General features: G+C 58.0%; 13 protein-coding genes. 8 read left to right on the top strand and 5 right to left on the bottom strand.

Features of this window, described 5'->3' with window-relative positions:
- Positions 1-61 precede the first annotated feature (61 nt).
- Complete coding sequence (gene mvaT, locus CH92_RS05025; protein WP_025240686.1) at positions 62-439, bottom strand: histone-like nucleoid-structuring protein MvaT; 378 nt, start codon at positions 437-439, stop codon at positions 62-64.
- A gap of 450 nt (positions 440-889) precedes the next feature.
- On the opposite strand from mvaT, the gene purU reads away from it, so the two are divergent.
- The 3 genes from purU (at position 890) to CH92_RS05040 (ending at position 3,506) form a co-directional block, all read left to right on the top strand.
- Entirely contained in the window at positions 890-1,741 is an 852-nt protein-coding gene (gene purU, locus CH92_RS05030; protein WP_025240687.1) for a formyltetrahydrofolate deformylase, read from the top strand.
- A 27-nt stretch (positions 1,742-1,768) separates the two neighbouring features.
- Positions 1,769-1,969: a hypothetical protein gene (locus CH92_RS05035; protein ID WP_025240688.1), complete on the top strand. Its 201-nt coding sequence runs from the start codon at positions 1,769-1,771 to the stop codon at positions 1,967-1,969.
- A 70-nt stretch (positions 1,970-2,039) separates the two neighbouring features.
- Entirely contained in the window at positions 2,040-3,506 is a 1,467-nt protein-coding gene (locus CH92_RS05040) for a helicase HerA-like domain-containing protein (RefSeq protein WP_025240689.1), read from the top strand.
- 76 nt (positions 3,507-3,582) lie between these two features.
- On the opposite strand, the gene CH92_RS05045 is transcribed toward CH92_RS05040, so the two are convergent.
- The 3 genes from CH92_RS05045 to yaaA form a co-directional block, all read right to left on the bottom strand.
- Positions 3,583-3,792, bottom strand: a complete 210-nt coding sequence (locus CH92_RS05045; RefSeq protein ID WP_025240690.1) for a hypothetical protein — start codon at positions 3,790-3,792, stop codon at positions 3,583-3,585.
- 416 nt (positions 3,793-4,208) lie between these two features.
- On the bottom strand, positions 4,209-5,654 hold the full coding sequence (locus tag CH92_RS05050) for a mannose-1-phosphate guanylyltransferase/mannose-6-phosphate isomerase (RefSeq protein ID WP_025240691.1): 1,446 nt from the start codon (positions 5,652-5,654) through the stop codon (positions 4,209-4,211).
- 730 nt (positions 5,655-6,384) lie between these two features.
- On the bottom strand, positions 6,385-7,161 hold the full coding sequence (yaaA, locus tag CH92_RS05055; protein WP_025240692.1) for a peroxide stress protein YaaA: 777 nt from the start codon (positions 7,159-7,161) through the stop codon (positions 6,385-6,387).
- Positions 7,162-7,295: 134 nt separating this feature from the next.
- Here yaaA and dmeF point away from each other — a divergent pair, with 134 nt between their 5' ends.
- The 5 genes from dmeF (at position 7,296) to moaE (ending at position 11,218) form a co-directional block, all read left to right on the top strand.
- Positions 7,296-8,303, top strand: coding sequence for a CDF family Co(II)/Ni(II) efflux transporter DmeF (dmeF, locus tag CH92_RS05060; RefSeq protein ID WP_025240693.1), 1,008 nt, complete (start codon positions 7,296-7,298; stop codon positions 8,301-8,303).
- A 263-nt stretch (positions 8,304-8,566) separates the two neighbouring features.
- Positions 8,567-9,955 (top strand): PhoH family protein, encoded by a 1,389-nt coding sequence (locus tag CH92_RS05065; protein WP_025240694.1) that lies wholly within the window; start codon positions 8,567-8,569, stop codon positions 9,953-9,955.
- A 95-nt stretch (positions 9,956-10,050) separates the two neighbouring features.
- Positions 10,051-10,521 (top strand): cyclic pyranopterin monophosphate synthase MoaC, encoded by a 471-nt coding sequence (gene moaC, locus CH92_RS05070; protein WP_025240695.1) that lies wholly within the window; start codon positions 10,051-10,053, stop codon positions 10,519-10,521.
- Positions 10,518-10,766, top strand: coding sequence for a MoaD/ThiS family protein (locus tag CH92_RS05075; RefSeq protein ID WP_025240696.1), 249 nt, complete (start codon positions 10,518-10,520; stop codon positions 10,764-10,766). The genes moaC and CH92_RS05075 overlap by 4 nt, the downstream gene beginning before the upstream one ends.
- A 2-nt stretch (positions 10,767-10,768) precedes the next feature.
- Positions 10,769-11,218, top strand: coding sequence for a molybdopterin synthase catalytic subunit MoaE (gene moaE / locus CH92_RS05080; RefSeq protein ID WP_025240697.1), 450 nt, complete (start codon positions 10,769-10,771; stop codon positions 11,216-11,218).
- A gap of 108 nt (positions 11,219-11,326) precedes the next feature.
- On the opposite strand, the gene rhlB is transcribed toward moaE, so the two are convergent.
- The gene (gene rhlB / locus CH92_RS05085) at positions 11,327-12,730 is read right to left on the bottom strand and encodes an ATP-dependent RNA helicase RhlB (RefSeq protein ID WP_025240698.1); all 1,404 of its coding nucleotides are present in this window, start codon (positions 12,728-12,730) and stop codon (positions 11,327-11,329) included.
- Positions 12,731-12,840 lie beyond the last annotated feature (110 nt).

Here is a 12,840-nt window from a genome sequence, read left to right on the forward strand (position 1 = left end):
GCCATCTGGCGCGACATGCTTGGCATGAAGCATCGGATGGCTTTAGGTGTAGCGCCGAGATTTAACCGAGCAAGGTAGCCCAGCCTTCAACTTCGTCGGAACCCCACTGGGCTTTCCACTCTTTGAGAGTCTTGTGATTGCCACCTTTGGTTTCAATCACTTCGCCGTTATGCGGGTTCTTGTACTGCTTTACGCGGCGGGCACGTTTGGTTGCCGCCGGGGCCTTTGCTGTGCGCTGTGTCTTGCTGTTTCTGGCGTCTGGGTCGAGCAGGGCGATGATATCGCGAAGCGACTTTTGGTATTCACCCATCAGTTCGCGTAGTTTTCCTTCGAACTCAAGCTCTTTTTTTAGCTTGTCGTCTGCAGAAAGAGACTTCAGGCGTTCCTGGAGCTCCTTGATAGCTTCTTCTGTGGCGCGGTATTCATTGATCAGCGACATGTCACTTCCTTGGTATAGGTTGAACGCAAGTGTTTGCAATCATAGACAGCCGCAATGCACAAGTAAATATGGCGTTGAATAAAGATCAGCGACGGTACTCTTCCGGCTTTGCTTCGGTGGCTAATGTCGCTCAGTTAGTTTCATGAAGGAAAATCGAAATTCCGCTTAAATTAGCATTTGCGACTGCTTGGTTGATATATCGGGCGCAAGCCCCATCGGTGTAAACCATTCGCCTTACCGATGGCGTAATCAATCTAATTGGGTATGTGTTCGGCTTGGCCGGAGGTCGATAACCTTCTTGTTGCTGAGGGATTGAGACGTTACCGGTTGCTTCAGCCCTATGCCGACCCGTAGCTGCGGACTAAGGTTGGCGTTGTTCAATAACCTGGCTGCCGATTTATTCGCTGCGCTAGAATGCGCCACCATTTTTTAAAGCTGGAGTTACCTTTAATGCGCACGTTCAGGCTGGTTATTGCCTGCCCCGATGGCGTTGGCATTGTCGCCAAGGTCAGCAATTTCCTGGCCACTTACAACGGCTGGATCACCGAAGCCAATCATCACTCGGATCATCAGAGTGGCTGGTTTTTCATGCGCCATGAAATCCGCGCCGACTCGCTGCCGTTCGATCTCGCTGGGTTCCGGCAGGCATTCGCACCTATAGCGCGTGAGTTTTCGATGGAGTGGCGGATTACCGATTCGGAACAGCGCAAGCGTGTCGTGCTAATGGCCAGTCGGGAGTCGCATTGCCTGGCCGATCTGCTGCACAGGTGGCACAGCGGCGAACTGGATTGCGATATCCCCTGCGTTATTTCCAACCACAACGATTTGCGTAGCATGGTCGAGTGGCACGGCATTCCGTATTTCCACGTTCCGGTCGAGCCGGGGCGCAAGGACGAGGCGTTTGCTGAGGTGTCGCGCCTGGTCCGTGAGCAGCAGGCCGATGTGATTGTGCTTGCCCGTTATATGCAGATTCTTCCACCCGAACTATGTGAAGAATATGCGCAGCGGGTAATTAACATTCATCACAGCTTTCTACCTTCGTTTGCAGGCGCCAAGCCCTACCATCAGGCTTCGCTACGCGGGGTCAAGCTGATCGGGGCGACCTGCCATTACGTGACCGAGGAGCTGGACGCCGGCCCGATCATCGAGCAGGACGTGGTGCGCGTCAGCCATCGCGATAGCATCGAAGACATGGTTCGGCTGGGCAAGGACGTGGAAAAGATGGTGCTATCGCGCGGTCTGCGCTATCACTTGCAAGAGCGTGTGCTGGTCCATAGCAACAAGACGCTGGTATTCAACTAATCGTCGCCGGTGGCGCGGGAGGAACGCATGGTCGATCCGCTGGAGAAGGCTGTCGCGAACGCGCCACCAATTATCGGCAGTGGTTGTACGCAGCGTTACGATCTGGAGCACCTCGGACCGGAGCTCGGTACCGATTTTTCAGGTGCCGAAGCGCTGTGGAAACGTCACCAATCCGCCGCCGAGTTGATGGTCGAACGTAGTGTTTCGACGGTTCCGGACGGCGATTGAACAAACATGAACGGGGCACCTGACAGGTGCTGCTCGTTCGCCCTCTGCTTCCCGCTTTGGAGATCGCCAGATGGCAGATAATGATCGCTTCGTGCTCGGCGCCGATGCTACCGGTGAACCCAATACTCACCCGCTTCGACTGATCAATCGTCATGGTTTGGTTGCTGGCGCGACCGGGACTGGTAAGACGGTTACTCTGCAGCGACTCGCAGAACAGTTCAGCGAAGCCGGGATCGCCGTCTTTGCCGCCGACATCAAGGGCGACCTGTGTGGGCTGGGGGCCGTGGGGGCGCCTCAGGGGAAAATCGCCGAGCGCATCGCCAGCATGCCATGGCTCGAGCATCAACCGCAGGCGTATCCCGTTACCCTGTGGGACGTATACGGTGTTAGCGGTCATCCGTTGCGGACGACCCTCACCGAAATGGGGCCGCTGCTTTTGGGTAGTCTGCTTGAACTGACAGATAGCCAGCAGGCTGCGCTCTATGCGGCGTTCAAGGTGGCAGATCGCGAAGGTTTGCTGCTGCTGGATCTGAAGGATCTGAAGGCACTGCTCGGCTATCTCAAGAAAAGTCCCGAGGTGCTCGGCGACGACGCTGCGCTGTTGACCAATGCATCATCCCAGGCACTGTTGCGCCGATTGGCCACCCTCGAGCAGCAGGGTGCCGATGCGCTGTTCGGCGAACCTGCGCTTGCGCTGGACGACATCCTGGAACCTGCGCGCGATGGGCGAGGCAGGATCCATCTGCTCGACGCCAGCCAGCTCGTGCATCAGGCCCCCAAGGTCTACGCGACCTTCCTGCTGTGGTTGTTGGCCGAGCTGTTCGAGCAGCTGCCTGAGCGAGGCGATGCGGATCGTCCATTGCTGGCGTTGTTCTTCGACGAGGCACATCTGCTGTTCAACGACACCCCGAAGGCTCTGCAGGATCGGCTGGTGCAGGTCGTTCGGCTGATTCGCTCGAAAGGTGTGGGCGTCTATTTCGTCACCCAGTCGCCGTCCGACCTGCCCAATGATGTTTTGGCCCAGCTGGGCCTGCGCGTTCAGCACGGGCTGCGGGCCTATACGATCAAGGAGCAGAAGTCTCTGCGTGCGGTGGCTGAAGGCTTTCGAGCCAACCCTGCGTTTTCTGCGCTGGAATCGCTGGTTGATCTCGGCATCGGTGAAGCGCTGGTTGGAGGGCTTGAAGACAAGGGGACCCCCGCTATGGTGCAGCGTGTGTCAATCGCTCCGCCCCGATCGCGGATAGGGCCGCTGGACCAGGAGGAACGACGTGTCCTGATTGCGAGTTCACCCTTGCGTGCACGCTACGATAAGGCAGTGGATCGTGAGTCCGCGTACGAAATTCTGCTCGATAGAGCGCATCAAGCAACCAGGGTCGAGCCGCAGGGGAAAGCTGCGACGGCCAGGAATGACGCAGGGGGCGCTTTCGGTGATGTCGCCGAGCGAGTGTTCAAGAGCGCGGTGCGCCAGGCTGCTTCTCAGTTGGGGCGGCAGCTGGTGAGAGGGCTGATGGGCTCCCTGCTGGGTGGGAAGCGCTGACCTCGACGTCGATTTAGCTGGCCATTTGATCCGCTCGTTGTAATTGAGCGTTCACAATGAAAGTCTGGCGCTCGGCTTATTGGTTGTCCGAAGGCTGTTTCGCCATTTCTTTCTCGATCTTTTCCAGTTCTTTCTTGAACACCTGATCGTGGATGGTTTGCTTTTTGCGCCAAGGCTTTCTTTCAGGGTCGGGTTGCGCGGCGTAAGTGGTTATCTCGCCCCCGTATACGGTCTTGAACCTGTTGGCCTGTTTTTCCAGTTCGGCGCGTAGTTGTTCTTTCGTCACTCTTGAGTTTTTCCTTTTCCTGAAAAATTGACGCCAGCGGCTGGCAAACGGGAATCCGAAAGCAGCGGAGTTAAAGAATGTTCAGCGATTGCTTATTTAATGGCCTGGCTGATGCCATTGCAAGCAGGTATTGGAAAAACAAGTGTATACGTAAATTAATAACCGGCGGGCGCGGTCATGCTCGGTATGTGCGAGGTGGTGCGCCTGTCGGCAACCTGATGCAAATAACTGCGCCGATGCAGCTTGTGGTTATCGAAAAGGCATCGGGAACCGAGCTCGCACCTATATAAGTTTGCCCTGCCACTCACTATCTTTCCGCTTGAGGCTTGCCGGTTCAAACGTTGTAGCGTTCTGTTTTTACACGAACGAAAAAAACCGCGCCGGAGTTCGGCGCGGTTTCTCATGGCATGGTCTATTCAGCGAGCCGATTGGCTCGCGACGGTGTCATGCGCACGACCATAGACGTCGTCCAGCCGTTCGATGTCATCTTCGCCAAGATAACTGCCCGACTGGACCTCGATAATCTCCAGCGGAATCTTGCCTGGGTTGGCCAGACGGTGAATAGAGGTCACCGGGATATAGGTCGATTGGTTTTCGGTTAGCAGGAAGGTCTTGTCGTTGCAGGTGACTTGGGCGGTACCGGATACGACGATCCAGTGCTCGGCGCGGTGATGGTGCATCTGCAGGGAGAGCTGCGCGCCCGGATTGACGCAGATCCGCTTGACCTGGAAGCGTCCGCCCATGTCGACCGAGTCGTACCAGCCCCAGGGGCGATAGACCGCGCAGTGGTTCTGCGTTTCGGAGCGCTTCATGGCGTCGAGCTTGTTCACCAGCTTCTTGACGTCCTGGACCTTGTCCTTATGCGCGATCATGGTCGCGTCTTTGGTCTCGACCACAACAATGTTGTCCAGCCCCACGACGGTGACCAGTTTGCCATTGCCGTGAACGAGGCAGTTGCGGCTGTCTTCGACGATCACGTCGCCTCTGGTCACGTTGCCGTTTTCGTCCTTTTCAAGCACGTCCCACAGCGACGACCAGGAGCCTACGTCGCTCCAGCCGGCGGACATCGGCACCACGCAGGCCAATTCGGTTTTTTCCATGACCGCGTAGTCGATCGAGTTGTCCGGGCAGCAGGCGAAGGTTGCCGGATCGATCAGTATTTCGTCACCGTTCTTGGCGCTGCGCTCTAGCGCTACCCAGCAGGTGTCGTAAATGTCCGGATCATGCTTCTTCAACTCTTCCAGGAAGACGCTGGCGCGGAACAGGAACATGCCGCTGTTCCAGTAGTAATCGCCTGATTCGACATACTGCTGGGCACGCGCTTCGTCAGGTTTCTCAACGAAGTTGGTGACACGGTTGACGCCTTCCGGCAGGCCATTGCGCTCGGTGTGGTCGCACTTGATATAGCCATAACCAGTCTCAGGGCTGGTGGCAGGGATGCCGAACAGCACCATCTCACCGTTTTCCGCGGCATTGGTGGCAAGAGCCAGGGAGCGCTGAAACGCCTTATGGTCCTCGATAACATGATCCGCGGGCAGTACCAGGAGCAGCTCGTCACGACCATCCTCGATCAGCTTCATCGCGGCAATAGCAATGGCTGGGGCGGTGTTGCGGCCGAAGGGTTCGAGCATCAGGCCTTGAATGCCCAGCTTGCGTGCCGCCAGTTGTTCCTTGACGATGAAACGATGCTCTTGGTTGCAAACCAGCAGAGGCGGCTGCATGCCTTCGAAGGCGAGCCGTTCGATGGTCTGCTGGAAGAGTGTCTGCTCAGCCGTGAGGGCAAGAAACTGTTTGGGGAACGCTTTGCGCGAAAGGGGCCAAAGCCGAGAACCGCTGCCGCCTGAGAGGATGACCGGAATCATAGTGTTTCTCCTGAATCGTTGAGAAGGATGAGTTCTTCTTGTCCATTTGGGCGGCCACAAGATCGTGGCTCGCCGTACGCTTCGTGGTCGGGCCTTCAGGTGCCACGCGCCGTCAAGTTCCGTTTTCCAGCAGGAAACTGCCTACGGGGCGAATTACATGCTCCGAGCCTGAAAGTTGGGGGTGTCGCTTGATGGTCGATGGATGCCGCATTGCAAAATGCGGAGCGGGTCGCCGCTCTGAAAGGAGTGCGTTCAAGCCCTCTATCGATCTGACACAAGCAGACTGGCGCGATTCTCTGCTGCGCTCCGTCGGCCTGGCGCTGGCGCGTTCGGCACAATGCGGTAGGTACCAACACTGCGCTAATCCGGCCTATCTGTCCTCGGTTGGCCATGCCCGGCGACCCTTGAGGTCTGCCTTGGCTGACCGCTTGAAAACTCTGTTGTGAATTCCACTGCACATTCATGTGCGACGTCCCTTTCCGTCTGGAAATGCCGGTACGCGCTTATGATTGCAGGTCGCTTTGGATAGTTCCCTCGGCGGCTGCCGCTGATCGGTTTTTAGCAAGGAGGGGAGCGCCGTTCAGCCCCAGTCGTAGGCGGCATGGCAAGCGGAGGGTGATTTGTAATGACTGGTAGCGTCGAAGCGGCGCGACGAAACGGATGAGGGAGCAGACGGAAGGCACCCTCTCTTTCGGTCACATAGCGAGAGGGTACTCCGTCAGAGAACTTTTCAGGCTTGAACGTCGCGCAGGAATACCAGGTGATTGGGCGATGAATCATTCGGACTGTAGCGATAGCCCTCATAAGCGAAATCCTTCAGCTGCTCGGGCTGCTTGATGCGCTCTGTGATTACGTAGCGGGTCATCAAGCCGCGGGCTTTCTTGGCGTAGAAGCTGATGATCTTGTATTGGCCGTTCTTCATGTCCTTGAAGTCGACGTCTATCACTCGTGCGTTCAAAGCGCTGCGTTTGACCGCGCCAAAATATTCGTTCGAAGCCAGGTTCAGCAGTACATCGTCCCCCTGTGCCGCCAAGGCATCGTTAAGCCAGTTGCTGATGCGTTCGCCCCAGAAGGCATAGAGGTCCTTGCCCCGTGCGTTAGTCAGCTTGGTTCCCATTTCCAGTCTGTAGGGCTGCATCAGATCGAGCGGACGCAGAACGCCGTAAAGCCCGGATAGCATTCGTAGATGCTTCTGGGCGAAATCGAAGTCCTGCTCGGAAAAGTCACCGGCATTCAACCCGGTGTATACGTCACCCTTGAAAGCGAGGAGCGCCTGCTTGGCATTGGTCGGAGTGAATTCCGCAGTCCAGCTTCCATAGCGGGCAACGTTGAGGGCGGCGAGTTTGTCCGAAAGGTGCATCAGTTCGCTGATCTGCTGCGGTGACAGGTCGCGCAGTTGATCGATCAACTGCTGAGCGTGGTCGAGATGTTCGGGTTGTGTGAAACGTTTGGTTGTCGGTGGGGTGTCGTAATCCAGGGTCTTGGCTGGCGAAATCACCATCAGCATGCATCGGTCTCCTTTAATGTGGGTCGATTTTAGGCGTTATGCCTCTGTCGGCTCCACCTATGGCTTCGATTAACCGGAAGGTTGACTTTGTCTTGGTGTAAAGGGGCAAGCTTGCGCGATCGATAGGAGTGCTTATGACCGACTGCAATCATTCCCATTGGGAACCTTCCCATGACTACCGCCCGCTGGAGCAGGGTGCCGAGCGGCAAACCTGGGCGGTCGTGGCGCTAACTGGGTTGACCATGGTCGCCGAGATCGTCGCCGGCTACCTGTTCAATTCCATGGCGCTGCTCGCCGATGGCTGGCATATGGCATCGCACATGGTCGCCATCGGCATGGCGGCGATCGCCTATCTGCTGGCGCGCCGCTATGCCCACGATCGCCGCTTCGCATTCGGTACTTGGAAAATCGAGGTCCTGGCGGGCTTCGCCAGTGCGGTGCTGTTGGTCGTGGTGGCGCTGATGATGATCGTCGAGTCGCTGTCGCGCTTCTGGTCGCCCGCACAGATCGGCTTCGACGAAGCGCTATGGGTCGCGGTGATCGGATTGTCTGTGAATATGCTGTCGGCCTGGTTGCTGCGCGACCAGCATGCTCATCACGATCACGATCACGATCACGATCACGATCACGATCACGATCACGATCACGATCACGATCACGATCACGATCACGATCACGCGGATTCGGCAGCGCCAGGGCGTGACCTCAATCGCCACGCGGCCTTCACTCACGTGCTGACCGATGCGATGACCTCGGTAGCCGCCATCGTCGCCTTGCTGGGCGGCAAGTATCTGGAGTGGAACTGGCTGGACCCGATGATGGGCATCATCGGGGCGATCGTTATTCTGGTCTGGGCGAAGGGCCTGTTACGCGACACTGGAAAGGCGTTGCTGGATCGGGAAATGGACGATCCGCTAGTGCGGCGTGTACAGAAGCAACTGGAGGCGGTGCCCGATACCGAAGTGACCGACCTGCATCTGTGGCGAGTGGGGCGAGCGCAATACAGCTGCATCGTCACGATCGTTACTCACCAGGCATACACGGCGGATCGCTACAAGGCCGAACTGGCAACTTTTTCAGAGCTGGTTCACGTGACAGCTGAAGTGAATCGGTGCGGCAAAAAGGCACAGGTGGATTACTAAGCCTAGCGGCCTCCTAAAACCCCGCCAAGGGCAAGTCGTCATTTCGACAAAAAAAGGTTGCTGGGTAGAAAAAGACTTTTTCCTGTCATCTGTTTTGCGGTATTACCTTATCCAAGACCGCCGAAACCTGCACTCACAGGTGGCGGCCTCTGGGTGGCCCCAAGCCCCTGCCTCCCAAGACCGCTCACCTTGCGCACGGTGGTTTTCTCTTCGGCGGAGAGCTTCGGCCCTCCGTCGTCCCGGCTCCGAAAAGGTGATCGCGTATGGATGATTACGGCAGGCCCCGCGCAACGCAGCCCACGCTCTACGTTCTTGATACCAACGTTCTGATTCACGATCCCAACGCCTTATTGAACTTCCAGGAGCATCAGGTCGCGATTCCGATGACCGTGCTGGAAGAGCTGGACCAGCTCAAGACCGGCAAGCACTCCGTAGCTGCCGAATGCCGCCAAGCGATCCGTTTGATCGACAAGGTGCTGGGCAATGCCACACCCGAAGAGGTCGAGCTCGGCGTGCCGATTCAGCGCGAGAAGAGCGGGCCGTGCGGCAGTCTTTCCATCCTGATGAGCAAGGGCGCCGACTCCAGTGCGCTTCCAGAGGATCTCAACGACAACAAGATCATCAACCAGGTCGTAGAGCTGCAGCGGCGCAGCGCGAGCGTTCCGGTGGTTCTGGTGACCAACGACATCAACATGCGATTGAAGGCGCGCGCCTGTGGTGTTGCTTCGGAGGATTACCACACCGATAAACTGGTGGACGATGTAGGCCAGCTATCACGCGGCTACCACAGCCTGAGCGGATCGTTCTGGGATCGCGTCAGTAAGGTCGATACGCATCAGGGGCACGGACGGACCTGGCATCGTGTTCAACTGATCGACAACCTGCCGGCCGTGCACGTCAACGAGTTCATTCTTGACGAGCAGGGCTTCGTCGGCTGGATCAAGGGCATCAAGGCTGACGAATTGCTGCTGCTCGACATGCATCAGGAGCCACTGCTGCATCAGGAAGCCTGGGGGCTTCGTCCGCGTGATATCCATCAGGCGTTGGCGTTGTTCGCCTTGCTCGACCCGGACATCCATCTGGTCAACCTTTCAGGCGCGGCAGGGTCGGGCAAGACCATCCTGGCACTGGCTGCTGCCATCGAGCAGACCGTGGTGAGCAAGCGTTACCGCCGAATCATCGCGACGCGCAGCGTGCAGGGGCTGGACGAGGACATCGGCTTCCTGCCGGGCACCGAAGCGGAAAAGATGGAACCCTGGCTCGGCGCAATCACCGATAACCTGGAGGCGCTGCACATGGATGACGAGAGCACCCACGGCAGCGTGGACTACATCCTGCAAAAGGTGCCCTTGCAGTTCAAATCGCTCAATTACATTCGTGGCCGCAGCTTTCAGCAAAGCCTGATTCTGATTGATGAATGCCAGAACCTCACGCCGCACCAGATGAAAACTATCATCACCCGGGCCGGCAGTGGATCGAAAGTCGTCTGCCTGGGTAATCTGGCGCAGATCGACACACCCTATCTCTCGGCCACCAGCTCGGGACTGACCTATCTCACGGAGCGCTTCAAGGATTTCCCGCACGGCATGCACATAACGCTGCAAGGCGTCCCCCGTTCGATATTGGCGGAGTATGCCGAGGCCCACATGTAGCCCGCTGACGTCCGTCGAAGGAGGACGGCGGGTCAGGCGCGGGGCGGCATGTTGTGTATACAATGTGCCGCATCGATTTTCGGAGTCGCCTGTTTATGCTTACTCACCTCGATTCCAATGGGCGCGCCAACATGGTCGACGTCACCGCAAAAGCCGTTACGGCACGTGAAGCGGTGGCGGAGGCCAAGGTCCGCATGCGTCCTGAAACCTTGCAGATGATCCAGCAGGGCGGCCATCCCAAAGGCGATGTCTTTGCCGTCGCCCGTATTGCCGGTATCCAGGCGGCGAAGAGAACCCATGAGCTGATTCCGCTTTGTCACCCGTTGCTGTTGACCAGTATCAAAGTCGAACTGCAACCGGAAGGTGACGACTGTGTGCGAATAGAAGCGCGCTGCAAACTGGCCGGTCAGACCGGCGTGGAAATGGAAGCGTTGACGGCGGCAAGTATCGCGGCGTTGACCATCTACGACATGTGCAAGGCGGTCGATAAGGGCATGGTGGTGGAAAGTGTCCGGCTGCTGGAGAAGCTGGGTGGCAAAAGCGGACACTGGCAGGTGCCGGCATGATTCAGGTGCAATATTTCGCACGGTATCGTGAGGCGCTCGGCCTCGATACCGAGCAGCTGGACTGGGACGCGTCACTTCTGCAGGTTGAGGATCTCAGGCGACGACTGCTATCGCGTGGCGATAAATGGGCCGTATTGGGCGAGCAGAACCTGATGTGTGCGCGCAATCAGGAATTGTGCGGCCTCGACGAGCCGCTGGCCGACGGCGATGAAGTGGCATTCTTTCCCACAGTGACCGGAGGCTGAGCATGAGTGTGCGGGTACAGCAGGCTGCGTTCGACCCAGGTGCCGAGCTCAACGCGTTGCACGCGGCCAACCTCGGTATCGGCGCGGTAACCGGCTTTGTCGGATATGTCCGCGATTTCAATGATGGCCAGGATATCGCCGGGATGTTTCTCGAGCATGCGCCAGGAATGACTGAGAAGGCGCTGCTGAAAATCGTCGAGGAGGCGACTGCACGTTGGCCTTTGCTCAAGCTGGAGATTCTGCACCGGATCGGGCGACTGGAGCCGGGGGAGCCGATCGTTTTTGTCGGCGCCGCCAGCGCCCATCGTGAGGCGGCGTTCGATGGCTGTCGGTTCGTTATGGATTACCTGAAAACCCGGGCGCCGTTCTGGAAGAAAGAAGACACCCCGTCAGGCCCGCGTTGGGTTGAGGGGCGCTGCAGCGATCAGGCTGCAGCGCAGCGATGGACTTAGCGGTAATTCTTTATCCTCACGTCGGCACTGTTTTCGATCACAGCAAATGAGGCGAGTGCGTAAACGGCGATTGCGCAAGGTTTTACCATTTGAATCTGGTGATGACGTCTAGCGCTTGGGCGGGACTGGAGCCAAAAGCTCGGCGGGGGGCATCTCGCAACTGATCTTGCGTCCTAGCAATGTTTCGATCGCAGGCAAGGCAAAGGCGTCATCCTCGCCGGCAAAGCTGATCGAGGTCCCGGTGGCGCCGGCCCGGCCGGTGCGGCCGATACGATGCACGTAATCGTCAGGCACTTCCGGCAGGGTGAAGTTGATTACGTGGCTGATTCCGTCGACATGAATGCCGCGGCCCGCGACATCGGTCGCCACCATGACGCGAATTTTGCCCTCGCGGAATCCTTCCAATGCTCGGATACGCTTGTGCTGGGGTACGTCACCGGACATCTGGACGGCGCTGATGCCGTCGCGGGTAAGTCGTTCCTCGATACGGCGAACTTCGTCCTTGCGGTTGGCGAATACCATCACGCGGGTCCAGTCGTTCTGAGTAATCAGGTTGTAGAGCAGCTTGTATTTGTCGCTGCCCGCCACGGCGTAAACGTGTTGCTCGACGGTGTCGCTGGCCACGTGCTCCGCTTCGATTTCGACGATCGCAGGGTCCGTGGTCCATTGCTTGGCCAGGTTCATCACGTCTTCGGTGAACGTGGCGGAGAACAGCAGCGTCTGGCGTTCGCTTTTCGGCGGGGTTTGGCGAATGATCTGGCGAACTTGTGGAATGAAGCCCATGTCGAGCATGCGGTCGGCTTCGTCGAGGACCACCACCTCGACCATGTCCAGGTGCACTTCGCCGCGTTGGTTGAAATCCAGGAGCCGCCCCGGTGTGGCAACTAGAATGTCGCAATAGCGGCTTTCCAGCGCTTTGAGCTGTTTATCGAAATCCATGCCGCCGACGAAGCTCATCACGTTCAAACCGGTGTATTTAGTCAGGTTCAGCGCGTCGTTGGCAATCTGCACCACCAGCTCTCGGGTCGGCGCGATGATCAGTGCGCGGGGCTCGCCCATGTAGCGGTCGCTGGGCGGTGGGGTCTGCAGCAGTTGCGTGATTGTTGATATGAGGAACGCAGCGGTTTTGCCGGTGCCCGTCTGGGCGCGACCGATCGCGTCACTTCCCTTGAGCGTGAAGCCCAGGACCTGCGCCTGGATGGGTGTGCAGTAAGGAAAGCCGAGATCGTGGATGGCGTGCATCAGCTCTGGGGCGAGTTTGAAGTCGTGAAAACGGGTCTTGCCTTCGGCTGGCTCGACCTGAAAATCTTCCAGTTTCCAAGCCGGTGCGGGTGGAGCGGCGGGTTTGCGTGAACGCTCCCGGCGGGGCTTGGTTGCCGTTGCGGCAGGTGCGTCCGCTCTCTCTTCGAACTGAGCAGGCGTATCGGTAGGCTTCGAGGTGTCGCTGGCGGGCTGGGCGGCAGGAAGCTCTGCCGGGCCTTTACCAAAGATTTTCTTGAGTGCTTTGAGCACGGTTTCGTCTCTGTCTATTAAGGTTCGCCCGCCAGTGTAATGCAAGAAGCAGATACGGCGAAGACTTGCTCAGATCCGTTACCGCGGTTGCTCGGGCGGCTGTCGGCGCT

This window comes from Stutzerimonas stutzeri (assembly GCF_000590475.1).
Classification (GTDB): domain Bacteria; phylum Pseudomonadota; class Gammaproteobacteria; order Pseudomonadales; family Pseudomonadaceae; genus Stutzerimonas; species Stutzerimonas stutzeri_D.